The organism is Yersinia intermedia, assembly GCF_900635455.1.
Classification (GTDB): Bacteria; Pseudomonadota; Gammaproteobacteria; order Enterobacterales; family Enterobacteriaceae; genus Yersinia; species Yersinia intermedia.
Window position 1 is genome coordinate 2,040,177 of the sequence record NZ_LR134116.1, and the last position, 25,803, is coordinate 2,065,979.

A 25,803-nucleotide genomic window follows, 5' to 3' on the forward strand; every position below is an offset into this window, starting at 1 on the left:
CCCTATTTAAGCCCGCGATGGAATGGCTTTGGCTGAATTTTCCTCCAGTTTACCATTCGTGCCCACCAGTAGGTGGGTTTTTACTGAGTCTCAGGCAGCACTAAACTGGGCATTATGTAATTTTGCATAGGCCCCTTTACGGGCCAGTAATTCATGGTGGTTGCCTTGTTCCACAATGCCTTCTTTATCGACCACAATGATCCGATCGGCATTTTGAATCGTGGCTAAGCGATGAGCAATCACCAATGTCGTTCTGCCTTGTGATAATTCAGTTAACGCGAGCTGGATGGCTTGCTCAGTGGCAGTATCGAGTGCAGAGGTTGCTTCATCCAGAATCAAAATGGGGGGATTTTTCAGGAAGATGCGCGCAATGGACAAGCGCTGTTTCTGCCCACCCGATAATTTCACCCCACGCTCACCGACAACGGTATCCAGCCCATCAGGCAGGCTTTCAATCAACTCATCTAGCCGGGCTTGTTGTGCTGCGGCCATGATTTCATCGTCGCTGGCATCCAGTTTACCGTAAGCAATATTCTCACGAATAGACCCACCAAATAAGAAAACGTCCTGCTGAACAATACCAATATTATTTCGCAATGATTGCTGAGTCATATCACGGATATTAATACCATCAATCGTGATTACCCCTTCATCAAGTTCATAAAAGCGTGGCAGCAACGAGCATAATGTGGTTTTACCCGCCCCCGATGGCCCGACGAATGCCACGGTTTCGCCTGCGCGGATTTGCAGGTTCAAATCGGTAAAAATCTTATTCTGCGCTGAATAACCGAAACTGACATGCTGGTAACAAATATCGCCATGCAAATGGCCGACAGCGCGGGCATTGGGTTGGTCAACAATATCTGGTTGTGTATCAATCAGTTGAGTAAATCGTTTGAAACCGGCAATTCCCTTCGGATAACTTTCCAATACCGACGTTATTTTCGCCACCGGGCGGAAAAATACTTCAACTAATAGCAGAAAACCGACGAAACCGCCGTAACTCAATTGGTCATGTACTACGTACCAGGTACCGACAACCATCACAATTAACTGCACCAGACGAGTACTTAGGTAGCTCATGGTCATACTGGTAGTCATGATGCGGTAAGCCCGCAGTTTGGTAGTACGGTAATTTTCGTTGTCTGCGGCGAACAATTTCTTTTCGTGAGACTCGTTCGCGAAGGCTTTGACGACACGAATGCCACCGATACTTTCTTCAATGCGGGCATTAAAATTACCCACTTGGCCAAACAGTTTGCGCCAAGTCTCGGTCATTTGTGAGCCATAGCGGCTGACCAGATAGGTCATAAAGGGCACGATGACGATGGTGAGCATCGCCAGCGGCAAATGGACCGAGGCCATCAGGATGAATGCGCCGATAAAGGTCATAACGGCAATAAAAAGGTCTTCAGGGCCGTGATGGGCTATTTCTCCAACCTCTTCAAGGTCTTTGGTGACGTGGGTGATAATATGCCCCGTCTTCATATTATCGTAATAGCTGAATGATAATTTTTGCAGATGACTAAAAGCCTGACGGCGCATGTCGGTTTCGATGCCTACACCCAGTGCGTGCCCCCAGTAGTTAACAATCGCCATCAGCGCAGTATTGAGCAGGTAAATCATCAACAGGCCGGTTGCCGCCCAGACGATCAGCACCCAGTCTTGGTTTGGGAGTAACTTATCAATGAACAGCTTTACCGCCATTGGGAAACTCAATTCTAGCAACCCGGCCAAAATAGCACAGCCAAAGTCCAGATAGAAAAGCCCTTTGTACGGGGTGTAATAAGAAAAGAAACGGCGGAGCATTGAGGCATCCTTACAAGTGCAGAGGAAAAAATGATACAAATCGTAGAAAGAGCAGTTCGTTGCATTATAAATGTAAATGGTTCTTAATAGCATTTATTTTGCCACTTATTATCAGCAATAAAATTCTTATCTGTGAGAATGTCCATGGCAGTCGGGGTTATATTGAGTATTGTTAGTCATATAATAACGAGGAGTAGTGACGATGAATTTGACCATGACAGATGACCCAACAACAGCAGATATTGCAGAAATCATCGAGGGGTTGAAAGCTTTTAACCGTAAATTCGTTGGTGATAATGGTCGTAAACCATTAGCAGTATTTATCACCGGGGACGGTGGTGAGAAGCTGGGGGGAATAGCGGGTTATACTTTAGGTAATTGTCTGAGTATTGAGTTTCTATGGGTCTCGGATGCATTACGCCACTCCGGTGCCGGGAGTACCTTGATGAAAGCAGTCGAGCAGGAAGCGATACAGCGGGGATGTAAGTTCGCTCAAGTCGATACATTCAGCTTCCAGGCTCGTCCGTTCTATGAAAAGCAGGGTTATCAATTGAAAATGACGTTAGAAAATGTATTGGGTGAATATCACCGTTATTATTTGACTAAAAACCTGATTGATTAGATTGGCTACACTGCAAGCATTCCACTCAAGTTAGCCATGCACAGTTTACATTCTAATGGTATCAAGACCTATGTCTAATAGGTCTGTTTGGTGGTGTCGACATAACGACACTACCACGGCGAGTATATGCATTATTTAATATTTTTTGCTACGTCCACTCACTGGCGTATATTCAGCTTTTAAAGGAGGCTCACATTTTCTCTGAATTACATCTATAGGACTTAGTCTTCTATTAGGTTATTCTGATTTATATTGGATTAGCTAATGTAAATGGAAATGAATATGGCGGCTTCATCAAATAAAAAACTCTCGCTGTGGTCATTAACCTCTCTAGTTGTGGGTTCAATGATCGGTGCCGGTATTTTCTCTTTACCTGCCACATTTGGCCGTGCCACTGGTGGTTTTGGCGCTATCATTGCATGGGTTATTGCCGGTGGTGGGATGTTGACTCTGGCTTTTGTTTTTCAGACGCTGGCACAGCGTAAGCCGGATTTGGATTCCGGTGTTTATATTTATGCTAAAACTGGATTTGGTGATTACGCTGGTTTTGCTTCGGCAATCGGCTTTTGGGCCGGTGCCTGTATTGGTAGTGTCTCTTATTTTGTTTTGATCAAATCAACATTGGGCGCTTTCTTTCCACTCTTTGGTGATGGCAATACATTATCCGCAGTCCTAATTGCGTCATTAATCTTGTGGAGTTTCCATTTCATGGTGTTACGTGGCATCAAAGAAGCCGCAGCGATTAATACTATTGCCACGTTTGCTAAAGTGATTCCAATATTTATTTTTGTTATTGTTCTGGCATTTGCATTTCATACCGATACTTTTGCATTAAACTTCTGGGGCAGCCAATCGTTGTCAGGTATCGGTGATCTCTCTCATCTGGATGATTATGGTTATACTGGTCATGCCGCATTAGAAATTGGTACTGCATCTGAGACGTTATTCTCCCAAGTGCGCAGTACTATGTTGGTTACCGTATTTGTCTTTGTGGGCATTGAGGGGGCCAGTGTATATTCGCGTTACGCGAAAGAAAGAAAACATGTGGGTATTGCTACTGTTTTAGGCTTTATTGGCGTTCTTTGTTTACTGGTATTAGTAACGATGCTTTCTTATGGCGTACTGCTTCGTCCTGATCTTGCCGCTTTACGTCAACCTTCAATGGCTGGAGTGTTAGAACATATTGTGGGGAGATGGGGGGCTATATTTATTAGCATCGGGTTGATTATCTCCGTCATGGGGGCCTATTTGTCATGGACCCTATTGGCAGCGGAAGCACTCTATTCCGCTGCCAAAAGTAACATCATGCCGCAGATATTTGCAACGGAGAATAAGCGTGGGGTGCCATCGGCAGCGGTTTGGATGTCGAATATTTTCATCCAATTATTCTTAATTGTTACGCTCTTCACTGAGTATGCTTTTCAGTTGGCACTGGAACTCACCAGCTCATTAGTTTTGATCCCCTATTTGCTGGTTGCAGCCTATGGTTTGAAATTGGCCTGGACCCAGGAAACCTATGCCATAGATTCAGCCGAACGGAAGAAAGATTTTATTTTTGCTTTGATAGCAACACTGTATGCCATATTGATGGTTTACGCGGGCGGATTGAAATACATATTACTGTCAGCGGTGATATATGGCCCAGGAACGGTGTTGTTTATTATCGCTAAGCGCGAGCAAAAGAGATCAATATTCGCTCCGATTGAAAAATGTCTTTTTGCTGTAGCCATCATCGCCGCTTTAGCCGCGGTGTATAGCCTCGCTACTGGAATAATTGCGGTATAATAGAGTAGGCGATTCAACATTTGGCAGCGGACAAGGGGGCATTGCATTATCGCCGCAAACACTTAATCGGTGTTAATGTGTTTTGTTCATGCCCCTAACTTTACAATGGATGGGCTTGATCTATAACACAGACTACGACAGGATCGTGTTGGAATAGTCGATTGTTAGGCTGATGCCCGATAGAAAGATGTCCACTATAAAACACGATTTTTCTGATACAGAGTTAAGATTGGTGTGCGCCAATCAGTAGGTATCGTTTTGAAAAAACAACAAAATATCACCCCGAATAGTGATTATTCTGCGGGAATTGGCGATGCGCAATTTGCGCTCGTAGTTTTACTTACAACATCATGTTTGCTGATTGCAATAACGCTGATTGCGATCCTATGGTTAATCTGATGATACACCATAGAAATTAGGGGGAATGTATGGATAAGAGCTTGTTTGATGACAATAAAGTCATTGCATTGATTGGTTTACTGTTGGCTGCCCTCATTGTGGTTAGCGTCATGTTTGCGATGACCTATATGGCGGACCGCCAACGTAACGAAGTACAAACAATCGATGTGCAGAATTGCTATAAAAAGAACTGAAAAAGGTCATTCGCCAGATAGCTGCCGTGGGCATTGAGGCGAATAGTGGGCATTGCGGGATGTTATGCCAGTTTTTGGTGAATAGCATGTAAGGGCAACGCGATATTCAGATCAATATTGGTATTTTGCCTGAAATCATACGGGGTGATGCCGTAACGTTTCCTGAACATGTATGTAAAATGCGACTGTGAGCCAAAGCCAAAGTCCAAAGCGATATCAAAAATCGTACTGTCACTGCTTCTTAGTTGATAAACCGCACCCGCTAAGCGCCTTTCCCGAATGTATTTACCCAGCGATATCCCTGTTACTTCTTTAAATATTTTCTGCATATGCCAAAGTGAGTAGCCTGAGTACGCGGCTAACTCTTCAAGGTAGATGACCCGCCCTAGATGGGTTTCGACCCATTTGCTGAGGGCGCAGACTAACGCGAGATGATTTTCTTGTGACATTATTTAGTCTGTTTTTTCTGGATAGGAGTAGAGCAGTATACACAAGTTGAATCGAACAACACAAAACCCCAAATTAGCCTCAATGGGACAAGATAGCGCATAAAGACTTTTCAGACAGTATTTGCAAAAGAGTTTTCTGGTGCCATAGTAAAAGGGTAGTGTCATCTGGAAGGGGTCTATCCCGAGGATAAAGGGCTGAGTTTGGAAAAATAGAAATTAAAAATGATGAGGTGATCGCATGTTAATAACGGTGATTATGACTCTGATAGCGGTTGTGGGCGTAACCGTTTTTCTAAAGATGCCAGTAATGGTCCTGCATAAAGGCAAAGGCGCAGGAGGTGATGAACTGTGAGATTAGGAAGATTGTGATCGATCTACATACAAAGCGTTTCCCCTAGAACCAGGCGATTGATAACTTCATGCCTGGTTTTTTTATCCCAGACGTCATATCGACGTTAGTTTCCTTGCCATTTCGTCTCTGTCATTGTGGCGATAGCAAACGTACCGACTATTGATTTTTCGTATCTCCCACATCGGCTGTAGGTGTTTCATTCGTCGAGGATAATTCCAGTAACGCGAGTTTACAAAAAGCCTGGATAGCAGTGCGGGTTAAAGAAATATTTCAGCAAGCGTGATATCCTTTCGCGATATTACTGAGAAGGAATTATGCATGTCTGAAATGTTTACTAATGACCAAGAGCTGGTGTCGGATCTGGTTGCCTGCCAACTGGTGATTAAGCAGATCCTGGATGTGATTGATATCATTGCACCAGTAGAGGTGCGGGATAAAATGTCCCATCAACTTAAAGCGATTGATTTCTCTATACACCCGGCGGGTACGGATCCCGTGACTAAGCGAGCGATTGAGAAAGCCATTGCATTAATTGATATGAAATTTAGCCAAAAATAGCCGTACTTAGTGAAGGTTGCCTGCACGTAGGGCTGTATTATCGGATCGTTACCTTGCGATCATGGGAAATGCACTGCGGGTTATGGGTAGCAAACCCGCAGGTCAATTATTTATTCAAAAACGTTGTTGCCTATTTTCTTCACTAATGGGCAATTACTGACGCCAATGATCCCATTCTCACCGTTTATAAATTGAGCGGTTACAACTGATCTGGCTGTCAGATATTTACACTGTAAACCAATGCCTGCGGCATTTTTTTCACTGCCAATAAGCACACCATAGCCAGAAAAGAGAAGGCCCAAGTATATGATTGCAGCCACCAGTACCAGTCTGAATAAACTCATGTAGTCACTCCATGTAATTAGTTTTACTTATTTTTTTAGGATAGTTATTTAGTAGTTTAACTTGTAATGATAAGTTAGTTAATAGTAAAAATCCTAAATCATATTGAATTATAAGGCTAAATAGTACATTCATATGTAAATATTGTTACAAGACCATAGTGAACATCAGTAATTACATTCTGGCTATAAATGGTTGATGTTTAATACAGTATAATTTAAAAAAAACATTGAGTAAGGTGCCTGATTTGAACATTAAAAAACTTGTTACAGCGGTAGGGATCATTGCCGTTTGTTGCTTGTTTTATCTATTGGCCCTTGATAGTTATTGCGATCAGGGGGGGACTTTTTCCACCGGTATCTGTGCTATTACTTCGATTATTCCATGGTAGGGATAACCCATTGTGCTTACAAGTAATAACTCTTAATAACTATTACCATAGATTATCGTTATTAAGTGCGAATTGTTTATTCAGATCCCCTTTGTTGTAGGCAGAGTGATAAGATAGCGCCTTAGCCACGCATGTTATAGGGTTGTCAATGTTAGATACAAGTATGGGAGCACTGGGTGTCATCCCAATTGCTTTATCGCTGTTTACTGTCATTTTCTTCTTGATAGTCTGGTTCTTTTTGAGCCGTGCCAGTGTGCGAGCCAATGAACAAATCCGTTTGTTACACGAAATCGCCGAACAGCAAAAGCGGCAAACTGAATTGCTCAAGGCTTTACTAGAAAACGCAACGGGTGTCAGACATGAGCAAGAGGAGAGTGATATCGTTTCCCCTCTCGACTTTAAAGGTTTTATTCCAGAGAGATAAACACCCCCTCCTGATTCTGATGCTGTCACCTGGCAGTATCAGAGTATCGTCGTACCCAGAATGATAGCTTCTCCTGCTTAGTCGGCATAATCTTTCCACAGATGTGAGTTTGCCCCTTTATTTAGCTCAATATACTGCGCTGATTGTCATAAATTTGTCTTATTTTCGCCGTAATGTAGCCAGAACTTTTCAAGATAACGGTGATTCTGATGATCAAATGGTATGAAGAAAGTGACACTGAAGTGAACCGAAGTATTGCCCTACTGACAGGGGAAGATCCCGATAAGTGGTACCCCTATGGCGGTGTTAAAGGTAAGGACTACTGCAAGAATCCTTCTGATGCCTGGCCTATTATCTATGCGAATAAAATTGGGCTCTATTCCCCTGAAATTAATGATAATGATCAGTGGAATGCTCGGATTATCAATCCGCAAGGTGAGTGGCAAGCCTACAGCCAAAGCCCACTTCGTGCGGCGATGATTTGTTATCTACTCAGCCAAGATATTTGAGTAAACGTTGATGGTTTTTGACACGCGTGGGTACCCGTACGCTGCTGGAGCCAGGGCGTAACCAACGGTAAGCGATTCTCTAACTGATTTCTTGGAGTTGATGATGAAACGTATTATTAAAGGGGATTCAAATTTATCTCACTTGGTCATTGCTCACGCGGCGATTGACCACCATCAAAAATCTTACGGTGAGCGACGTCAAGGTTGGCCTTCAACTTATCTTATCCGCTATAAAAATAATCGCGTGGCGGTTGAAGTCGTCACCCGTCGCCAATCTTATGTTGCTACATTGATGATTGGGGCCAGGAACCTGAGTAAGTTATGTGGTATATCTGCGTTACGGCCTTAAACAGGCAAAGCACCATCGTCCTCCAAATCCTTCTCGTATAAACATCGGCTGATGATCCTGCTTCGATAGTCAGCTCACCACCTTTATTCTTGCTGCAATCAGCTTTAAGTGTTAAAAAACCGCCGCAGATTCATTTACGAAAGCGCTGTTTAACACGCCAGTGTGTAATCGGTGCGGCAGAGGACAGGATGGAACAGCAGTTGCAAGGTTCAACACTAAAACGCGGTTTAAAAAATAGACATATTCAACTGATTGCTCTGGGTGGCGCGATTGGTACCGGATTATTCCTAGGGATAGCACAGACGATTCAGATGGCTGGCCCTTCAGTGATACTCGGTTATGCCATCGGTGGTTTTATCGCTTTTCTCATTATGCGACAACTTGGTGAGATGGTTGTCGAAGAGCCAGTTGCAGGCTCATTCAGTCACTTTGCGTATAAATATTGGGGGGATTTCGCTGGTTTTTTATCCGGCTGGAACTACTGGGCAATGTTTATTCTCGTCGGCATGGCCGAACTGACCGCCGTGGGCATTTATATTCAATATTGGTGGCCAGAAATTCCTACATGGGTTTCTGCTGCCGTATTCTTCGTTTTAATCAATGCTATCAATCTCATTAATGTACGTATGTACGGGGAAACTGAATTCTGGTTTGCAATTATTAAGGTTGTTGCCATTATCGGCATGATTGTATTCGGCGCTTATTTGTTGGCCTCAGGTTCCGGTGGGCCAGAGGCATCGGTTACTAATCTCTGGGCGCAAGGGGGTTTTATGCCTCATGGCCTTAGTGGGTTGGTGATGGCGATGGCCGTGATTATGTTTTCTTTTGGTGGTTTGGAAATGGTTGGTATTACGGCCGCCGAAGCTGAAGATCCGCATCATAGCATTCCGAAAGCGACCAATCAGGTTGTCTATCGCATCCTTATTTTTTATATCGGTTCATTGGCGGTGCTGCTTTCCTTGTACCCGTGGGGCAAAGTAGTTGAAGGTGGTAGCCCCTTTGTGATGATTTTCCACGCACTAGACAGTAATTGGGTGGCAACAATATTGAATGTTGTGGTTCTGACCGCTGCACTATCGGTTTACAACAGCGGTGTCTATTGTAATAGCCGCATGTTATTTGGCCTGGCATCGCAGGGGAATGCACCTAAGGTGTTGACTCGGGTTAATAAGCGCGGCGTGCCTATTCTGTCAATCGCTCTTTCCGCGTTGGCGACTTCCGCTGGTGTTGTTATCAACTATGTTATGCCTGGTAAAGCGTTTGAACTGCTTATGGCACTGGTCGTTTCAACACTGGTCATTAACTGGGTGATGATCTGCTTAGCTCACCTCAAATTCCGGGCTGCGAAGGTGCAAGAAGGCGTCGAACCACGGTTTAAGGCGTTATGGTACCCCTACGGTAATTATCTGTGCCTGGTGTTTCTGTCGTTGATTCTGGTCATCATGTATCTCACTGATGGTATTCAGATCTCCGTGCTGATGATGCCCGTTTGGGTTGCGCTATTGTGGTGCGGTTTTATGCTTACTCGCCGCAAACATACTCGTCATCCACTGAAGGTAAATGATTCAGACGCAGCCTGATTAGCCGCGGTGTTAGCATAAAATAGCCGGGCAGTTAAATGTACCAATAATCAAGCCCGGCTATTATGATCTAAGGTGCAAGTGGCTGTGTTTAAATAATCAGCAATAAACTAAGTGGGCTCTTTACCTGATTTAATAGGTAAGGGCTATTGCTTCTTTTTGGGCAATTAACCCCAAGTGAGATTAATTCTTAATAATTACCTATAACCACCTTTATTGCATGGTTTAAATAATTTAATAATATAATCAATTAGAATTGCCAGCGCATCCAGGTAAACAGAACATTTCCATTATTATAAGTGCCGGGAATATAGGTGGTTTGTAGTGAAAACTTATTATATTCAATAGAAAAAAGTGGCAGAGGCAATGGTATAGGAATGTAATAATACTCATGCCGCGCGGTAATACTGGCGGTAAAACCCACACCGAAACGCCAGCCGTCCATCTCCCCCGGTATCCACATTTTTTGATAGCCATAACCTATAATCGGCTCAATTCGGTTGTGTGAGTCCATAAAGGCCATCGCATATACTGAGTACCAGTTGTTATCCTCATCATAACGATACCTACCATAGCCGATACCCCATGGCCGCTCATTGTATGACTCTATCTTGTCGTCGTCATAGGTCCAGCGGTTGTGCCAGGTATTCAGCGGGATATACAGCTCCTGGTTCGGAGAGTCCCAGGTGAGCAAGATGTTGCTCGTCAGGCGCTGCCATACGTTGCCATCATCTCCTTGCTGTTCACGCTGCTCTATCGATATCCGTGCTGGCAGAGAATATTCGTCTGCTAATACAGCCGTGACCTGACCCCACCATAAGCTGCTGAGAATACAGGTGTTGATAATATAATTACAATTCATACCAGGGACCTCTGATGCTGATAAGGCGAAATAAGATTTCTGTGCATCAGGTAATCTTTGTGCTTATCACAATAAGTGCGGTTAATAGATTATTTATAATGGTGTTGAGCTTATAATCTCAAACCTAAACAGTGTTGTAACGAGAAGGTAATATAGAGTTTTCAACTGGCGCTGCGAGTGTTGTTAAATGTTGTCTCAGAAAAATAAAGAATATATTAAGAGGTATTTAGAATACTAAATGTGGGTGGGTAAGGCCCCATTTCATCACGGGTAATTCGCTAACAATGCGTAGTTTTCGCTATACTTATGCGTTCAAATAGAACGCTATCGCACCTTGGTAGTGCAGCAAGGCTAATTGTCAGAAGATATTGCACCTATATGGCACAATGTCTTATTTGATAGAAATAATTCCCCCCTATGCATAGACGCAATATTTTTGTTGGTATTTGTCTATAGCATGATCCCCTTTTTACTGCTGGCGTTAGGTTGTGCATTGTTGCTTCACACAAGGTAATAAATCGAATATTTTTGATTTTTTTAGTGAAAGTAAGGTTCAGAGTATAACCTGAGGTTAAGTAAGGGGTTAGCTTGCCGGTTTGACTGCGAGAGAGCCAGCCAATAACAAGAACGAGCAGCCGGAACTGGAACGCGATATATTCAATTATTATATATTTAATGCTAATAAATTTTATACTATTGTATTTATCACCTCGCTGCTGAGGATAGAAAATGGGGGGGTGTCTGCGTAAGCAGTATTATAAAAAGTGTTAGCTGAAATGTTAAAAACCAGTAAGAAAGCGCGATGGGGCAGTATAAAAAATAGAGCAGAAAATACGATGACCTTCAACAAATTTTAGCATATTTACGCATTCTTTATGAACAACCGTTTCAAATATGTGCGACAGGTTCACCCTTGAATAAAAATGGCTTGCCATCGAATACAGAGTATGTGATAACGCATATGGGTAAAACGAGGTACAGTTCTGTATATGTGTGGCATTTTCAGTAAAGAAGTTCTGAGTAAAGACGTTAGCGTTGAATACCGCTTCTCTGCCGATCCTTATCTTAGTGCCTCAAGCAGTAACGACTCTAGTTTGTCTATGTAAACGCCTACGGGCGAGTTAAACAATCCAAAGGAAATACTCAAGATGGCAAAGATCAAAGGTCAAGTTAAGTGGTTCAACGAGTCTAAAGGTTTCGGTTTCATCACTCCAGCTGACGGCAGCAAAGATGTGTTCGTACACTTCTCTGCAATCCAGGGTAATGGCTTCAAAACCCTGGCTGAAGGCCAGAACGTAGAGTTCGAAATCCAAGACGGTCAGAAAGGTCCGTCTGCAGTAAACGTTACTGCAATCTAATCAGCTCTTTTGCTGTAAAAACCCGCCTTTGTGCGGGTTTTTTCGTATTAAGTGTGTGTGAAGGCGCTAATCTATCCGTTAAGGCAAAATAACTAAGCCGGAATACTGATTGCGTCCTTTAATTCCTGGATGGCTTGGGTTAAGCGTTTGCTGCTGGCTGGTTCGGCGGAAACTGGTATATTTAAAACGGTTTTTATCGTTTTTTTCGTCATGTTGAATAGTGGTACAGATAGTACAACTGCCAACGAGGTCTACTTGATGAATTCCTGCCCCACGTAATTGATGTTCAGCAATGGCCGCTAAGTTGAGGTGGCGAAAACGGGGTGAAATGATATTTTTTGCCAGTGGTAATTGGTTAATAAAGCGTTCGGCCAACTCCTCATCCACTTCATAGCAGCAAGATCGTGCGGCTGGCCCTATGGCTGCAACCCAATTTGCCGGGTCATCATCGCGAGCAATCCGTTCAACCATTTTTAAGATAATACCATCTAATAAGCCCCGCCACCCGGCATGGACCACTGCAATGGCTTTCCCTTGCTGTTGGCTAAAAATGATCGGTAAGCAATCAGCCGTCAGAACCGTTAATAAAATACCTGCTTGAGTGGTATAGAGGCTATCGGCTTCCCCGCATTCTTGCCCCGGCGTGTTCACATCAATAATTGTCGTGCCATGAACTTGCTTTTTGTTGGCTTGTGAAACCTGAAATGGCAGCAAGCTGGGAGGAAACAGGGCCGATTTATTGCCAAAGCCATGGCTGATGGTGGTGATTCGGCTAAGTTGTGATGAAAAATCAGTCATAGAATCTACCTAATGAAGAAAAAGAACGCCACTCAGTGTAAGCCGAATTTTAAGTTATTGACCAGTCACCTTTTCTTTTAAGCCGCCGTTAGTGAATTGTTGCAAAATAACGCATCTTGTATCACTGTTTTGGCTCCTGTTAGTGCAAGGGATAGGGTTTAATGGCAGCCATGATGCAAGTTATCCTTCAGGGTTGAACTTAATGATTCCTAAACCAAAAAATGACAGTAACAACTTTATTCGTTGGCGTTTTGGTTTGTTGTGCAGTTGCATTTTAATGTCACTTTTGGGTCTGCTAGCACGGGTTGCCTGGCTGCAAGTTATTGAACCGGATCCGTTGGTAAAAGAAGAAGATATGCGCTCAGTGCGTGTAATGGCAACACCAAACACGCGCGGTATGATTACTGATCGTAACGGGCATCCGTTGGCGGTCAGTGTCCCGGTTGAGGCCATTTGGGCCGATGCTAAAATAGTCGTGGAAAAGGGCGGGGTAGGCACTACCGAGCGCTGGCAGGCATTGGCTCAGGAACTCAATATGCCAATGGACCAATTAATTAACCGTATCAATCAAAACCCCAATGCCCGTTTTATCTATCTTGCCCGCCAAGTTGAACCTAATGTAGCTGAATACATTCAACGTTTGAAACTACCGGGTATTGCGACTAAAGCGGAGTCACGGCGTTTTTATCCATCCGGCGATGTGGCGGCGAATCTGATTGGTTTCACTAATATAGATGACCAGGGTATTGAAGGTGTTGAAAAGAGTTTTAATTCGCTATTAAGTGGCACTGCCGGCAGTAGGGTGGTGCGTAAAGATCGCTTTGGCCGGGTGGTTGAGGATATCTCCTCGACGGATAGCCATCCGGGACAAAATGTTGAACTCAGTATTGATGAGCGTTTGCAGGCCGAAACATCCCATGCGCTGACCAATGCTGTTATGTTCAATAAGGCTGATTCCGGTTCTGCGGTGGTCATTGATGTGAATACCGGCGAAATCTTGGCGATGGCTAACTATCCCACTTTTAACCCTAATAACCGTGTAGGTACACCTGAGGAGAATTTCCGTAATCGGGCTATCAGCGATATTTTTGAGCCGGGTTCCACCGTCAAACCGATGGTAGTCATGACCGCATTACAACACCATCTGGTTAGGCCGGACAGTGTATTGGATACCCATCCTTATGTGTTGAGTGGGCATCAAATCAAAGATGTGGGTTTTTATCCCGCATTGTCGTTGACCGGCGTATTGCAGAAATCAAGTGATGTGGGTGTCTCTCGCCTGGCGTTGGCAATGCCAGCTTCAGCATTGATGGAAACTTACACGTTGTTTGGTTTGGGCCAACCGACTCAGTTAGGTCTAACCGGAGAAAGTAGCGGGCTAATGCCGCATCGGCAACGCTGGAGTGATCTGGACCGCGCGACATTCTCCTTCGGTTACGGCCTGATGGTGACCCCACTGCAACTGGCTCGGGTGTATGCCACCATTGGCAGCTTCGGTATCTATCGGCCATTATCGATTACCAAAGTCGATCCTCCGGTGTTCGGGCCACGGGTACTTCCCGACGTTCTGGTGCGACAAGTCGAACATATGATGGAGAGTGTGGCACTGCCAGGTGGCGGTGGCGTGAAAGCGGCTGTCAGGGGATACCGTGTTGCCGTTAAAACGGGCACAGCCAAGAAGATTGGGCCAAATGGTCAATATATTGATAAGTATGTGGCTTATACTGCCGGTGTTGCGCCTGCCAGCCAACCTCGTTTTGCGCTGGTGGTCGTGATCAATAATCCACAAGGTGGCAAATATTATGGTGGTGCGGTTTCTGCTCCAGTATTTAGCGATATTATGGGGCAAATTTTGCGGACCATGAATGTTGAACCTGACGCTATCCCAACAGGGATTGTCGGTCATAGCTGATATTCGGTTATTTATGGCGCTAAACAGTGACTTGCAACGGCTGGAGTGCTTCTTTAGACTAACGCCGTGTCTGCCCGTGATTCTTGCGGTTACTTGTCTGTCATCTGGAAATAAACCATGTCTTATCAGTGCCCTCTTTGTCATCAGGCTTTGCAGCTTAGCGTGCAGCAATGGCGTTGTAGCAATAATCATCAGTTCGATTGCGCCAAAGAGGGTTATGTCAACTTGATGCCAGTGCAGCATAAGGGATCGAAACAGCCCGGAGACAGCACGGAGATGATGCAGGCTCGACGAGCATTTCTTGATGCGGGCTATTATCAACCGTTGCAGCAGCGGGTCTGTGAGCTTCTGGATGCCGCTCTACCACTGGATGCCACTATGCTGCTGGATATCGGTTGTGGTGAGGGTTATTACACGGCCGCCGTGGCTGACCGGCTAAATCGGCAGCGGCAGATGGCTGTTTTCGGCTTAGATGTTGCAAAAGTTGCCGTAAGGTATGGGGCAAAGCGCTACCAACAGGTGAACTTCTGTGTGGCTTCCAGCCACCGCTTGCCTTTTGCCAGTGGCTCGCTTGATGCTGTGTTACGTATCTATGCACCGTGCAAAGCGGCAGAATTGTCACGTACTGTGAAACCCGGTGGTATTGTCGTTACTGTTGCTCCTGGCCCACGTCATCTCTACCAGTTAAAAGCGCTGATTTACCCAGAGGTACAACTCCATGGTGATGCACAAGAACATCTGGAGGGGTTTGAGTTACTGAGTTGCGAAAAACTGGCTTATGAAATGAAACTTCCCGGTAAGCAGAGTTTTAATTTACTGCAAATGACGCCTTTTGCCTGGAGAGCATCAATCGAGACTGGGCAAGCGTTGGCTGCACGGCATGTATTTATCTGTGAAACTGATTTTGTCATTGCGTTGCACCGCCGCAGAGAAGATCCTGCTGTTGAAATTGCAGCCGTAACCGGTGACCAGTAGGATATGTTGTTAGCGTTGGCCTGACATGTTCGGGCCGTAGGTCTTATATAAATAAGATCCGTTCAAGTTTAAGATTTAATAATTATCAATGAGGTAATAATAGTACTCCCTGGTGTGGGGCTCTAATTGACTTAAGCTAAATTTTTAGTTTTTTATGTTTTACTGAAGTAACTTATTTCAGATCTAAATTTCGCCAAGTTCGCCCACCGGATTCAGTCACCAGAATAGAGGGTATAAACCTTACTTCTTCGGCAATTTTTAATGCTAAATCAGCGACATCTTGTTTGTTCAGTGTGCCACTACCATAATTGAATTCTCCTTCAGGTAATTTATAGACTTTTTCCCGACCAATAAGGCGGGTAAAACCGGCATCAATCATTTTCTTGCTAAGAGACTCGTAATCACCATCTACTGCATTATGCAAAACAACACTAACCGTAAAGTACGGCATATCTATTTGTTCCAAGCTATAAATGATTATCTTTATATATCACAGCGCTGATAGCGATATTTTGACCAAAGTCTAATTGCGCGACATACAAAACAATAACCTTGTTAATATTATGCCATTAAGGGGGGGATAGATTAATGCCTGCTGGTGATTGACCAACTTGATGAGTGGGTGGCAGTCACCGCCACCCGTACAGCGGGGATTAGAGTGAGAGTGATAGCCGGTTACGGCCCGCGTGTTTCGCTGCGTAACAGGCGATATCGGCCTGACGCATTGATTGTGCGGCATTCTCAGTTTGGCGAGTTAGGGGGACGGCACCCAGACTTGCGGTAAAGGTATATGATTGACCGTGCCAATGAAATTGAATGGCGGCAATATCGGCAACCACAGATTCCAGAATGTCTGTGGCAGGCTTGCTTTGGCAATTAAACAGCACAATAGCAAATTCATCGCCCCCTAAACGAGCAACAATGTCATTTTCACGCACCGCTTGCTGCATGGTTTGCGCCACCATTCTCAACACCATATCCCCAGCTTCATGACCTGCGGTATCATTAACATCCTTGAAATAGTCTAAATCGACATAACAGAGGATATGCTGATCGTTATCCCCCAATTGGCTGATTGCCTGGGTTAATCGCTCTTCCAACCGGCGCCGGTTAATCAGCCCGGTCAACATGTCATGATTGGCCTGATATTGCAGTTCACGTTGTGCATGGCGGGCGCGAGTTACATCCTGAAATACAATGACAGCACCGGTGAGTACGTTATCACGATCGCGAATTGGCGAGGCAGAACAGCGAATTTCTTGCCGTTCTCCTTTGCTCGATAACAACTGGCTACCTTCTGGTAATAAGGTATTACGCCCTTCGACCAAACACTGATTGAAAGCAAGTAACTGGTTTTTATCTTGCAGCGGAGACCACAAAATAAAGACGTCTTCAATGGGCAAACCGCAGGATTCATTCTGGCTACGGCCCGTCATCTCTTCGGCCTTGGGGTTCATCAATACTACCCGGCCTTCAGTGTCGAGGGAGATAATTCCCTCCTGAATGGATGACAACACCCGATGCAGTTGCTCACGCTCTTCATAACGCGCTATTTCGCTAGCACGCAGCGCATCTTCACGTTGTTTGCGCTCACTCATATCACGGATTATTTCAGCATAACCGAGAAGTTTACCGTTATTGTCATGGACCACAGTGATGACCGTCATCGCCCAGTAGCGGGTCATGTCTTTGCGAACCAGCCAGCCTTCACGCTCCATTCGGCTTGCTGATGCGGCGGTTTTCAGCAATTTCTCCGGTAATCCGGCGGCAATATCCTCTGGTAAGAAGAAACAACCGAAATGTTGGCCAATTATCTCATTACTGGCATAACCGATATTCCGCTCGGCACCGTGGTTCCAGGTATTAACCCGGCCCCAGGGATCGAGCATTAAAATCGCGTAATCCTCAACGGTATCAACCATTAGGCGAAAACGTTCTTCACTGATGCGTAATGCTTCTTCTCGTTGGCGGCGCTCGGTGAGATCGCGGACAATTTTAGTGAATCCCAATAGCTTGCCACTGTCATCATGCATCGGGTTAATTGCCACACTGGCCCAATAGCGGATACCATTTTTACGCACATGCCAGCCTTCGCTCTGGTAATTTCCTTCTGTAGTCGCTTGGGCGAGCGATTTCTCCGGTACGCCAGCAGAAATATCCTCCTGAGTGAATAGTAGGGCAAAATGTTCGCCGATTATTTCATCGCTGGTATAGCCTTCATTACGCTCACCGCCTTTATTCCAGGTTAAAATTCGGCCATGAGTATCAATCATATAAATAGCATAATCTTCGACTTCACTGATCAGATGGCGAAATTGTTCTTCACTCTTTCGCAGGGCATTTTCGCGCTGCCATTTATCCGTTAAGTCGCGGGTGACATGGACAAAACCCTGCAAAACATGGTCTGAGTCATGCAGTGCACTAAGGGTAATATTGCCCCAAAAACGTTTACTATTCTTACGAACCCGCCAGCCTTGTGTTTCATAGTGACCAAACTGATTGGCATGTTGCAGTCCCTTGGTCGGTAATTTGTTCGCCAGATCCTCTGGGGTATAAAACAGTTCGAAAGATTGACCAATAACCTCTTCAGCAGCGTAACCGGCATTGCGTTCTGCACCACTGTTCCAAGTGAGGATATGTCCTTGAGCATCGATGATGTATATGGCGTAGTCATCAACGGCTTCAATCAATAGCCGGAAAATATGATCGTCAAATGATGCTGGGTGCAAAGCCATTCCTATATTTCCTTGAATTTATATTCAGCCACTTTTGGCTGAGCAGAACGAGAGCCAGAAAGCTTAATTTGTTATTGAGATAAAAATGATGCAACAGTCTATCGCTAACGAGGGAAATTAGGTAATAAGAATTTTCTTACCAGAAATAAATATAAGGTCAGAGGAGCAATGACTTAAAGGCTTACGCCTATCAAGCCTGTAACCACAAGGGATTAGGCCGGTAAACTTAAGTCAATATAGAGAATGAATAAAAGTTTTCCCTATTAACAATAGGGTTAAGTTAACGCGAATAATCAATAAAATTTGGCTTAAGTAAGGACGGAGTAATTAGTCTATTTGTAATATAAAATAAAGTGCCGCAATAATTCTCTGCTAATTTAAATTTCCCGCTTGGGACAATTACGTTACCGAACGTGATCATGTTTATCACACAACTGATCTAATTTTTTCACCGCACAAAAAATAGCCCCGCTAAAGTGCAGAAATGCTTGCATCAGCAACTGTTATCAGGATAATCCTGAACACTTATAATAAGCATTCTCATTATTTATAAATTTGTAAACTTCAGGGGCATCAACACGATGAATCAAACTTTCTCCCTCCGTGCACGCCAGAAGCGGCTTGCACCACGCCTTTTGTGCGTCATGATCGGCGCGGCATTGGGTACTTTGTCCGCATCTGTGTGGGCTGCAACCACCACAGACCCTGTAGCTGAAAGCAGCAAAAAGGTCAGTACAACAACTGATACTATTACCGTGGTCGGGGAGCAGGAGACATTCCGTGCTGGTGGTAATGATCTCATCCCGACCTATCTGGACGGTCAGGTCGCTAATGGTGGACGTATTGGTTTTCTGGGGCAGCAAGATGCGCGCAACGTACCTTTTAATGTGATCGGTTACACTTCTAAACTGGTCGAAGATCAGCAGGCGCACACTTTGGCTGATGTGGTCAGAAACGACGCGTCAGTGCAGAACGTGCGTGGCTATGGTAATGCCTCGCAGAACTTCCGTATTCGTGGTTTTAACCTTGATGGGGATGATATCTCGTTCGGTGGTCTGTTCGGCGTACTGCCTCGTCAGGTGGTTGATACAAGCATGGTAGAGCGGGTCGAAGTGTTTAAAGGCCCGAACGTATTTGTAAACGGTATTTCGCCGAGCGGCAGTGGTGTGGGGGGGATGATTAACCTGGAACCTAAACGTGCCGGTGATACCCCATTAACCCGTGTCAGTCTGGATTACACTTCTGCCTCTAAAGTGGGGGGCGGGCTGGATGTCGGCCGCCGCTTTGGTGACAATGACCAGTTCGGTGTGCGGGTTAATGCGCTACACCGCGAAGGTGAGACCGCTATCCATGATCAGAAAGAGCGCACGACGGCACTTTCAACCGGTTTAGATTACCGGGGTGAGCGCGCCCGTACTTCTTTAGATATCGGATATCAAAAACAAACGGTTCACGGTATGCGTACTGATGTTGCCATTGGTAGTGCGACGGTTATCCCAGAGCCACCGGCAGCTACCTTAAATTATGGTCAGCAGTGGGTGTATACCGATATGGCGACCACCTTTGGTATGCTGCGTAGTGAGTATGACTTAAGCCAGAACTGGACGGTGTACGGTACCCTCGGTGCAAGTCACAATGACGAGACCGGACAATATGGTTCACCGACGCTGACTGATAATAATGGCAATGCCACCATCAGTCGCCTGTATGTCCCTTATGTCTCTGATTCCATAGCCGGGTTGGGTGGGGTGAGGGGGCATTTCGATACCGGCCCGGTGACGCATAAAGTGAATATCGGTTACGCTTCTAACTATCGTACCGCCAAATCTGCCTGGAATATGTCAGATAAAGTAAGCACCAATATTTATAATCCAGGGGTTGTACCTTTCCCACCAACAACCATGAGCAGCGCTAATCAGGACCCAACACTAAACAGTCAGGTTCGTGCCAGCAGCATTTCGGTGTCTGATACCTTATCGGCGCTGGATGATAAAGTGCAGTTGATGCTAGGTCTACGCCGCCAAGAAGTGGTTATCCGCAACTTTGATAATGGTGTGGCAGACAGTAAAAATGTGCAAGATGCCATGAAAGTGACGCCAGTTTATGGCTTGTTGGTTAAGCCATGGGAAAACGTATCACTGTATGCAAACCACATCGAAGCATTGTCTCCGGGTAAAGTGGCTCCTTGGTATACTGCCAATGCGGGCAATGTTACCGGTATTATTCATGCTAAACAAAATGAAGTGGGTGTGAAATTTGATAACCAGCGCTATGGCGGTACGTTAGCACTGTTTGAAATCACCAGACCTGCCGGTTCTATTGATGCAACCACCAATATGTACACCTTGAGCGGCGAGCAGCGTAACCGTGGTGTCGAATTAAACGTATTCGGTGAGCCAGTGTTTGGTACCCGGCTGTTAGGGAGTGCAGTATGGCTGGACCCAATACTGACTGAGGCGCAAAACAGTAAAAATAATGGTAACTATGCTGTGGGGGTTGCCCGTTATCAATTAGTGTTTGGCGGCGAGTACGATATTAAAGCCGTAGAAGGGTTGACGGCTACGGGGACTGTCACGCGTTCGGGTTCTCAGTACGCTAACCAGGAAAACACCTTAAAACTGAAACCGTGGACGCGCTTGGATCTGGGTATGCGTTACACCATGCCGTTGAAAGAGACCAATCTGATCTGGCGCGCCAACCTTCAGAACGTGACCAACGAACGTTACTGGGAATCGGTTGAAGATACCGGTACTTATATGTACCAAGGCAACCCGCGCGAACTGAAACTGTCGGTTTCTATGGACTTTTAATGCAGCGCTGAGACTTGCCGTATAAGTGGGTATCAGAGGTAATAAAAAACCCCGCTATTCTTTGAATGCGGGGTTAATTTTTGCCCAATGACTCTATTTTATTGTGATAATAGACGGGCTTTCGCCGTTAGGCGATCCGATAGATATGCTCATACAGAATATTAAAGCCGATCGCTATTAAGACTATCCCACCGATGATTTCGGCGCGTTTACCCAATAATGGGCCAATATAACGGCCAATCAGCATACCTAGGGTAGCCATAATCATGGTTGCCAAGCCAATCGCCATGGCGGTGTGGACAATATTTACTTGTAAGAAAGCTAAACCGACACCGATCGCCATTGCATCAAGACTGGTGGCAATCGCCGTCATGACCAAAACCCAAAAACTGTGACTGCGCATTTTTTCAGTTTCTTCTACTTGCTGCTTCGCACCTTCAAAAATCATGCGGCAACCAAGAATAAACAGCAGGCTAAAAGCAACCCAGTGGTCCCATTCCAGAATATATTGACTGGCAAACAGGCCGATACACCAACCAATAAGTGGGGTAATAGCTTCTATCACACCAAAAATGAGGCCGGTACGCAGTGCTTCTCGAAAACGGGGTTTGTGTAGACTGGCACCTTTACCAATAGAAGCAGCAAAAGCATCCATGGACATAGCAAAAGCAAGGACAAGAGTTGCAGATAGATTCATAGAAATAAACTCGGCCGGGTGGCTCCATATACACGTAACCCACCCCCAACCTAACGACGGAGTTACGTGTCTATGGTCTCGCCAACCTTACCTGGTTGCCCGCACCACGTTTCAATAGATGAAACGAGTATGTTGATACGGGCGTTTCTGCTTATCAATATATCGGCTGATATATTGCACAGAAACCGGCTACTCCCCATTAATGGTGCAACCTTAACATATAAATTATTATATCGCCAACCCCAAAGATAATAGGGTATGTCAGCACTATTGATAATGATTTTCATTATCTGTGTTTCAGGAAGAAATAGCACATATAAGCACCAGTAATGATGTGGGAATAAACAGAGTAAGAGGAGGGTGGTTTGCTGGGAAATTAATCAGTTGAATATATAACCAATAGGCTTATTTCCCAGAATATTTCTTTATGATTGATTTTCAACGAAAAAGTGATAGATTTTCTCTAAGTCATCTAATTGTTTTACCTGAATTAATAATCTGCGCTGCTCTAAATCAATTACCAAGATGCCATCTTCAGATAAATTCATACTTTTTATTCGGCTATATTCAACAAAAGCATTAGCGTAGTAGAAACCGGTATTTTTAAACAATAATTTGGGCCAACGGATATAAGAGATATACACCGCGATGAGCGCTAAACCTACTAATAAATAGGTGGTTAACGGTGCACCATTCGCCATGACATTATTGTAAACGAGAATAGCTATCAGCCCGACAAAGATGGCACAGTCAATCTTGTTTTTACGTTTTAAGTGAACTTGCAGCCGGGTCTTCCCTTTCATCATATTCATGATGAACTCATCATAGATGGCATAAGCGAGTAGTAGAGCGATAAAAACAATTAAAACGACATCAGTAACCGACATGCAACCACTCCCAAATATATCCCCGTCATCTTTCAAACCACAAGTGTGCTTGCCGCCTTCCTGCACTTTGAAATCTATTGGGTATAAGACGTTATCTTAAATAAAAAACCGGGAGCAGGCCCCCGGTTTTTCTCAATCTAACAGCATCATTATGGTGCCAGGAAGCCAATCCAGTAACCGAAGATACCGATGGCAAAGAAGCCCATAATAATCCACAGAGCGTTAACTTTACGGCGTAATAGCCACATACAGCCGAATGTTAACAGTAATGGCACCAAACCTGGCATCAACTGGTCAAGAATGGTTTGCACAGTAGTCACTGTGGTCTGGCCGTTCTGATTGGTTATCTTAGACACCACGACCGGTATGTTGACATGGGTCCACTTGTTAACCAAGGCCCCCATAACAAACAGGCCGAGGATAGACGCCCCTTCCGTCAATTTTTGCAGCAGACCACCGTCCATATCGCTGACGATATTGACGCCTTTTTTATAGCCATATGCCACACCGTAATAACGGGTCAGCAAGCGTACCAGGTTAAACAGTACAAAGAACAGCAATGGGCCAAGTAAACTGCCGCTCATTGCGATACCTGCACCGAGAGCGGCCAACACCGGGCGTACCGTACCCCAGAATATTGGGTCACCGACACCCGCCAGCGGCCCCATCAGACCGACTTTGATGCCGTTAATAGCCGCATCGTCAATCTCGGCACCATTCGCTTTTTGCTCTTCCATCGCCAGCGTTACGCCCAGAATTGGCGCGGCAACGAAGGGTTGAGTGTTGAAGAATTCCAAATGGCGTTTGATTGCCTGCTTACGCTCTTCTGAGTTCTCAGGGTAGAGACGACGGATCGCCGGTACCATAGAGAAGCAGAACCCCAGCGCCTGCATACGTTCGAAGTTCCACGACCCTTGGAAGAGGTTAGAGCGGATAAACACCCCGCGAATATCGGCAGGCGTGAGTTTCTTTTCACCAGTCGTTGTTTTATCAACCATTTCTCTCACCTTTTCCTAGTCTAATTCGTTATCAAGGTCATTATTGGACGGGCCAGACTGTACAACCTGTGACTTGTTGTATTTAGGACTGAGCTGGATATAAAGAAGGGCCATAACCACACCGATAACACCTAAAGCCACCAGGTTGAAGTTGGTAAATGCGGCGGTCACGAAACCTAAGTAGAAGAATGGCATCAAGTAGCCGGCACGCATCATGTTGATAACCATGGCGTAACCTACTACAACGATCATACCACCGGCGATATTCAGGCCACTGGTAACCACATCAGGAATCGAACTGAGCAGCATCTGAACTTCAGATGTTCCAACAGACAAGGCAACGATCAGAGCAGGGATAGCGATACGCATCGCCTGCAAGAACAGGGCAGAAATGTGGATCCAGGTTATCGCTCGTAGGCTGCCACGTTCGGCGGCTCCGTCGGCGGCGTGCTGGAAGGCCACAGTAATAGTACGGACGATAATGGTTAATACCTGACCGGCTGCTGCCAGCGGAATAGCCAGTGCGATACCCGCACCGATGTCTTGGCCGCCTGCAATAACCAGAATGGTAGAGATAATCGATGCCAGAGCAGCATCAGGAGCCACTGCAGCCCCGATGTTCATCCAACCGAGAGCGATCATCTCCAAGGTACCACCGATAATAATACCGGTTTTCATATCACCCAAAACCAGACCTACCAGAGTACAGGCGACCAGGGGACGGTGAAATTGAAACTCATCCAGAATGGAGCCCATCCCGGCGATACATGCAACTATAAATATCAGCACAATCTGAAGAGTTGTGATCTCCATTGTACTTCTCCTATGACCAAAAAAGCTGAGTAAAAATAACCGTGTTCCAAACAGAACAGGGCATTACCTTTCTACGTAGTTTTTAATAAAGCTATTTATTAAGTTTGCTGATTAAATCCATCATCTTGAGCCGGCTATCCGAAGACACTTTCCGAACTTCCAGCTCAATACCACGGGCATTTAATTTATTAAAAGCTTCAATATCTTTTTCATCAACGGAGACCGCATTATTCACCTGGGTTTTACCCTGACGGAATGCCATACCACCGATATTGACTGACTTGATGTCTACACCACCTTCAACCATACGGACTACGTCAGTTGGGTTGGTAAATAACAACATGACCCGATCTTTGGCATATTGCGGGTTGTTATATACGCGGATTGCTTTTTCAACATCAACGACGTGCGCCGTTACACCGGGAGGAGCAACTTGCTTCAACAACGTACTGCGCATTTTGTCAGCAGCAACTTCGTCGCTGACAACAATAATGCGGTTTACGTTAGTTTCTTTGGTCCAACGGGTGGCGACCTGACCATGTATTAAGCGGTCATCAATACGCGCCAACCCAATCTTCATGTGATCATCTGGGCCTAAAGCGACGGCTGGGGCCGTGACCTTACGTACAGCGGCAGGTGGTTGCGGAGCGGTAGCCACATCAGGTTCGACAGTTTTTAATGCTTTAACCCCCTCACGGCCAGTTTGTACCGCGATTTTGACCAATTCAGCAAATGACGGTTTATCATCACGGGCCATAAAGGTCTCAACCATCATCGGGATATTAACCCCCGCTACAACCTCATAATTTTCTTTATCGGTAACAATACGGCTGGCAGCGTTAAACGGGCTACCACCCCAGGTATCAACCAGGAATAGGACACCACTGCTGGTATCAAGCCCGGTCAACTTAGCGTTGTATTTCTCAATCAACGTTTCGGCATTCTCACCTGGAACGAAATCGATATAAGCGACGTTGTCTTGTGCGCCTAAAATCATTTCGGCTGTTTTCAGCAGTTGTTCTGCCGCAGCCCCATGTGTGCCAATGATAATAGCTATACTCACTCGCTACCCCCTTTGTTAACTCAGAATTGAGTCCTAACACGTAACAGACAACCCAGTAATCACCCACAGCACTTCGGTATACATTGAATCTATTATGATAGTCACAATATCAGCGTACTGCTGATGATTTAT

26 protein-coding genes and 1 riboswitch are annotated in these 25,803 nt (G+C 45.2%); of the genes, 14 read left to right on the forward strand and 12 right to left on the reverse strand.

Annotated elements, in window-relative coordinates:
• Nucleotides 1–90: 90 nt before the first annotated feature.
• Entirely contained in the window at nt 91–1,809 is a 1,719-nt protein-coding gene (locus EL015_RS09265) for an ABC transporter ATP-binding protein (RefSeq protein WP_005183065.1), read from the reverse strand.
• A gap of 202 nt (nt 1,810–2,011) precedes the next feature.
• On the opposite strand from EL015_RS09265, the gene EL015_RS09270 reads away from it, so the two are divergent.
• The 3 genes from EL015_RS09270 to EL015_RS09280 all read left to right on the forward strand — a co-directional run bounded on the left by EL015_RS09270 (nt 2,012) and on the right by EL015_RS09280 (nt 4,809).
• Nucleotides 2,012–2,431, forward strand: coding sequence for a GNAT family N-acetyltransferase (locus EL015_RS09270; RefSeq protein ID WP_005183064.1), 420 nt, complete (start codon nt 2,012–2,014; stop codon nt 2,429–2,431).
• Between the two features lie 282 nt (nt 2,432–2,713).
• Nucleotides 2,714–4,216: a basic amino acid/polyamine antiporter gene (locus tag EL015_RS09275; protein WP_032905830.1), complete on the forward strand. Its 1,503-nt coding sequence runs from the start codon at nt 2,714–2,716 to the stop codon at nt 4,214–4,216.
• A gap of 428 nt (nt 4,217–4,644) precedes the next feature.
• Complete coding sequence (locus tag EL015_RS09280; protein ID WP_005183055.1) at nt 4,645–4,809, forward strand: hypothetical protein; 165 nt, start codon at nt 4,645–4,647, stop codon at nt 4,807–4,809.
• A 62-nt stretch (nt 4,810–4,871) separates the two neighbouring features.
• Here EL015_RS09280 and EL015_RS09285 read toward each other — a convergent pair whose 3' ends face one another.
• Nucleotides 4,872–5,258, reverse strand: a complete 387-nt coding sequence (locus EL015_RS09285; RefSeq protein WP_032905829.1) for a helix-turn-helix domain-containing protein — start codon at nt 5,256–5,258, stop codon at nt 4,872–4,874.
• 670 nt (nt 5,259–5,928) lie between these two features.
• Between EL015_RS09285 and EL015_RS09290 the strand changes: the two genes are divergently transcribed.
• Nucleotides 5,929–6,168 (forward strand): DUF2766 family protein, encoded by a 240-nt coding sequence (locus EL015_RS09290; protein ID WP_005183051.1) that lies wholly within the window; start codon nt 5,929–5,931, stop codon nt 6,166–6,168.
• A 110-nt stretch (nt 6,169–6,278) separates the two neighbouring features.
• Here EL015_RS09290 and EL015_RS09295 read toward each other — a convergent pair whose 3' ends face one another.
• Nucleotides 6,279–6,512, reverse strand: a complete 234-nt coding sequence (locus EL015_RS09295; protein WP_042569958.1) for a YobH family protein — start codon at nt 6,510–6,512, stop codon at nt 6,279–6,281.
• Nucleotides 6,513–6,757: 245 nt separating this feature from the next.
• Between EL015_RS09295 and mgrB the strand changes: the two genes are divergently transcribed.
• From mgrB to EL015_RS09320, 5 genes are all read left to right on the forward strand, one after another.
• Complete coding sequence (gene mgrB / locus EL015_RS09300; RefSeq protein WP_071843574.1) at nt 6,758–6,901, forward strand: PhoP/PhoQ regulatory lipoprotein MgrB; 144 nt, start codon at nt 6,758–6,760, stop codon at nt 6,899–6,901.
• A 148-nt stretch (nt 6,902–7,049) separates the two neighbouring features.
• Nucleotides 7,050–7,325 (forward strand): YebO family protein, encoded by a 276-nt coding sequence (locus EL015_RS09305; RefSeq protein ID WP_042569957.1) that lies wholly within the window; start codon nt 7,050–7,052, stop codon nt 7,323–7,325.
• Between the two features lie 209 nt (nt 7,326–7,534).
• Entirely contained in the window at nt 7,535–7,834 is a 300-nt protein-coding gene (locus EL015_RS09310; protein ID WP_042569956.1) for a phage protein NinX family protein, read from the forward strand.
• Nucleotides 7,835–7,934: 100 nt separating this feature from the next.
• Nucleotides 7,935–8,183 carry a DUF4060 family protein gene (locus EL015_RS09315; protein ID WP_071843572.1) on the forward strand — a complete coding sequence of 83 codons (249 nt, stop codon included), beginning with the start codon at nt 7,935–7,937 and terminating at the stop codon, nt 8,181–8,183.
• Between the two features lie 188 nt (nt 8,184–8,371).
• On the forward strand, nt 8,372–9,763 hold the full coding sequence (locus EL015_RS09320; RefSeq protein WP_042569954.1) for an amino acid permease: 1,392 nt from the start codon (nt 8,372–8,374) through the stop codon (nt 9,761–9,763).
• 250 nt (nt 9,764–10,013) lie between these two features.
• Here EL015_RS09320 and pagP read toward each other — a convergent pair whose 3' ends face one another.
• On the reverse strand, nt 10,014–10,625 hold the full coding sequence (gene pagP, locus EL015_RS09325) for a lipid IV(A) palmitoyltransferase PagP (protein ID WP_126286783.1): 612 nt from the start codon (nt 10,623–10,625) through the stop codon (nt 10,014–10,016).
• A gap of 989 nt (nt 10,626–11,614) precedes the next feature.
• Here pagP and EL015_RS09330 point away from each other — a divergent pair.
• Both EL015_RS09330 and cspE read left to right on the forward strand, forming a co-directional pair.
• Complete coding sequence (locus EL015_RS09330) at nt 11,615–11,731, forward strand: DUF2627 domain-containing protein (protein ID WP_002211058.1); 117 nt, start codon at nt 11,615–11,617, stop codon at nt 11,729–11,731.
• A gap of 42 nt (nt 11,732–11,773) precedes the next feature.
• Nucleotides 11,774–11,983 (forward strand): transcription antiterminator/RNA stability regulator CspE, encoded by a 210-nt coding sequence (cspE, locus tag EL015_RS09335; RefSeq protein ID WP_002221949.1) that lies wholly within the window; start codon nt 11,774–11,776, stop codon nt 11,981–11,983.
• Nucleotides 11,984–12,061: 78 nt separating this feature from the next.
• On the opposite strand, the gene pgeF is transcribed toward cspE, so the two are convergent.
• Entirely contained in the window at nt 12,062–12,781 is a 720-nt protein-coding gene (gene pgeF / locus EL015_RS09340; RefSeq protein ID WP_053011744.1) for a peptidoglycan editing factor PgeF, read from the reverse strand.
• 202 nt (nt 12,782–12,983) lie between these two features.
• Here pgeF and ftsI point away from each other — a divergent pair, with 202 nt between their 5' ends.
• Both ftsI and rlmA read left to right on the forward strand, forming a co-directional pair.
• Nucleotides 12,984–14,693, forward strand: a complete 1,710-nt coding sequence (ftsI, locus tag EL015_RS09345) for a peptidoglycan glycosyltransferase FtsI (protein WP_042569951.1) — start codon at nt 12,984–12,986, stop codon at nt 14,691–14,693.
• A 117-nt stretch (nt 14,694–14,810) separates the two neighbouring features.
• Nucleotides 14,811–15,668, forward strand: coding sequence for a 23S rRNA (guanine(745)-N(1))-methyltransferase (gene rlmA / locus EL015_RS09350; RefSeq protein ID WP_053011745.1), 858 nt, complete (start codon nt 14,811–14,813; stop codon nt 15,666–15,668).
• Nucleotides 15,669–15,840: 172 nt separating this feature from the next.
• Here rlmA and EL015_RS09355 read toward each other — a convergent pair whose 3' ends face one another.
• Nucleotides 15,841–16,119 carry a hypothetical protein gene (locus EL015_RS09355; protein ID WP_042569949.1) on the reverse strand — a complete coding sequence of 93 codons (279 nt, stop codon included), beginning with the start codon at nt 16,117–16,119 and terminating at the stop codon, nt 15,841–15,843.
• A gap of 202 nt (nt 16,120–16,321) precedes the next feature.
• Complete coding sequence (locus tag EL015_RS09360) at nt 16,322–18,403, reverse strand: PAS domain S-box protein (RefSeq protein ID WP_042569948.1); 2,082 nt, start codon at nt 18,401–18,403, stop codon at nt 16,322–16,324.
• Nucleotides 18,404–18,984: 581 nt separating this feature from the next.
• Here EL015_RS09360 and EL015_RS09370 point away from each other — a divergent pair.
• Complete coding sequence (locus EL015_RS09370) at nt 18,985–21,213, forward strand: TonB-dependent receptor (protein ID WP_050288928.1); 2,229 nt, start codon at nt 18,985–18,987, stop codon at nt 21,211–21,213.
• A 127-nt stretch (nt 21,214–21,340) separates the two neighbouring features.
• On the opposite strand, the gene mntP is transcribed toward EL015_RS09370, so the two are convergent.
• The 5 genes from mntP to manX all read right to left on the reverse strand — a co-directional run bounded on the left by mntP (nt 21,341) and on the right by manX (nt 25,671).
• Nucleotides 21,341–21,910 carry a manganese efflux pump MntP gene (mntP, locus tag EL015_RS09375; protein ID WP_032905828.1) on the reverse strand — a complete coding sequence of 190 codons (570 nt, stop codon included), beginning with the start codon at nt 21,908–21,910 and terminating at the stop codon, nt 21,341–21,343.
• 10 nt (nt 21,911–21,920) lie between these two features.
• Nucleotides 21,921–22,120, reverse strand: a riboswitch (yybP-ykoY riboswitch).
• Between the two features lie 215 nt (nt 22,121–22,335).
• The gene (locus tag EL015_RS09380) at nt 22,336–22,797 is read right to left on the reverse strand and encodes a DUF986 family protein (protein ID WP_032905827.1); all 462 of its coding nucleotides are present in this window, start codon (nt 22,795–22,797) and stop codon (nt 22,336–22,338) included.
• A gap of 149 nt (nt 22,798–22,946) precedes the next feature.
• Nucleotides 22,947–23,795, reverse strand: coding sequence for a PTS mannose transporter subunit IID (locus EL015_RS09385; RefSeq protein ID WP_005183042.1), 849 nt, complete (start codon nt 23,793–23,795; stop codon nt 22,947–22,949).
• 15 nt (nt 23,796–23,810) lie between these two features.
• Complete coding sequence (locus EL015_RS09390; RefSeq protein WP_004701713.1) at nt 23,811–24,608, reverse strand: PTS mannose/fructose/sorbose transporter subunit IIC; 798 nt, start codon at nt 24,606–24,608, stop codon at nt 23,811–23,813.
• Nucleotides 24,609–24,699: 91 nt separating this feature from the next.
• Entirely contained in the window at nt 24,700–25,671 is a 972-nt protein-coding gene (gene manX, locus EL015_RS09395) for a PTS mannose transporter subunit IIAB (protein WP_005183040.1), read from the reverse strand.
• Nucleotides 25,672–25,803 lie beyond the last annotated feature (132 nt).

Excerpts from the sequence above, each read along its gene's own strand:
- pagP (WP_126286783.1), bottom strand. The coding sequence starts at position 10,625 with ATGAATTGTAATTATATTATCAACACCTGTATTCTCAGCAGCTTATGG.
- mntP (WP_032905828.1), bottom strand. The coding sequence starts at position 21,910 with ATGAATCTATCTGCAACTCTTGTCCTTGCTTTTGCTATGTCCATGGAT.
- rlmA (WP_053011745.1), top strand. The coding sequence starts at position 14,811 with ATGTCTTATCAGTGCCCTCTTTGTCATCAGGCTTTGCAGCTTAGCGTG.
- EL015_RS09360 (WP_042569948.1), bottom strand. The coding sequence starts at position 18,403 with ATGGCTTTGCACCCAGCATCATTTGACGATCATATTTTCCGGCTATTG.
- EL015_RS09290 (WP_005183051.1), top strand. The coding sequence starts at position 5,929 with ATGTCTGAAATGTTTACTAATGACCAAGAGCTGGTGTCGGATCTGGTT.
- EL015_RS09310 (WP_042569956.1), top strand. The coding sequence starts at position 7,535 with ATGATCAAATGGTATGAAGAAAGTGACACTGAAGTGAACCGAAGTATT.
- EL015_RS09355 (WP_042569949.1), bottom strand. The coding sequence starts at position 16,119 with ATGCCGTACTTTACGGTTAGTGTTGTTTTGCATAATGCAGTAGATGGT.
- EL015_RS09380 (WP_032905827.1), bottom strand. The coding sequence starts at position 22,797 with ATGTCGGTTACTGATGTCGTTTTAATTGTTTTTATCGCTCTACTACTC.
- EL015_RS09315 (WP_071843572.1), top strand. The coding sequence starts at position 7,935 with ATGATGAAACGTATTATTAAAGGGGATTCAAATTTATCTCACTTGGTC.
- cspE (WP_002221949.1), top strand. The coding sequence starts at position 11,774 with ATGGCAAAGATCAAAGGTCAAGTTAAGTGGTTCAACGAGTCTAAAGGT.
- ftsI (WP_042569951.1), top strand. The coding sequence starts at position 12,984 with ATGATTCCTAAACCAAAAAATGACAGTAACAACTTTATTCGTTGGCGT.
- EL015_RS09270 (WP_005183064.1), top strand. The coding sequence starts at position 2,012 with ATGAATTTGACCATGACAGATGACCCAACAACAGCAGATATTGCAGAA.
- EL015_RS09275 (WP_032905830.1), top strand. The coding sequence starts at position 2,714 with ATGGCGGCTTCATCAAATAAAAAACTCTCGCTGTGGTCATTAACCTCT.
- EL015_RS09265 (WP_005183065.1), bottom strand. The coding sequence starts at position 1,809 with ATGCTCCGCCGTTTCTTTTCTTATTACACCCCGTACAAAGGGCTTTTC.
- EL015_RS09385 (WP_005183042.1), bottom strand. The coding sequence starts at position 23,795 with ATGGTTGATAAAACAACGACTGGTGAAAAGAAACTCACGCCTGCCGAT.
- EL015_RS09370 (WP_050288928.1), top strand. The coding sequence starts at position 18,985 with ATGAATCAAACTTTCTCCCTCCGTGCACGCCAGAAGCGGCTTGCACCA.
- EL015_RS09330 (WP_002211058.1), top strand. The coding sequence starts at position 11,615 with ATGTGTGGCATTTTCAGTAAAGAAGTTCTGAGTAAAGACGTTAGCGTT.
- EL015_RS09320 (WP_042569954.1), top strand. The coding sequence starts at position 8,372 with ATGGAACAGCAGTTGCAAGGTTCAACACTAAAACGCGGTTTAAAAAAT.
- EL015_RS09285 (WP_032905829.1), bottom strand. The coding sequence starts at position 5,258 with ATGTCACAAGAAAATCATCTCGCGTTAGTCTGCGCCCTCAGCAAATGG.
- pgeF (WP_053011744.1), bottom strand. The coding sequence starts at position 12,781 with ATGACTGATTTTTCATCACAACTTAGCCGAATCACCACCATCAGCCAT.
- EL015_RS09305 (WP_042569957.1), top strand. The coding sequence starts at position 7,050 with ATGTTAGATACAAGTATGGGAGCACTGGGTGTCATCCCAATTGCTTTA.
- EL015_RS09280 (WP_005183055.1), top strand. The coding sequence starts at position 4,645 with ATGGATAAGAGCTTGTTTGATGACAATAAAGTCATTGCATTGATTGGT.
- EL015_RS09295 (WP_042569958.1), bottom strand. The coding sequence starts at position 6,512 with ATGAGTTTATTCAGACTGGTACTGGTGGCTGCAATCATATACTTGGGC.
- EL015_RS09390 (WP_004701713.1), bottom strand. The coding sequence starts at position 24,608 with ATGGAGATCACAACTCTTCAGATTGTGCTGATATTTATAGTTGCATGT.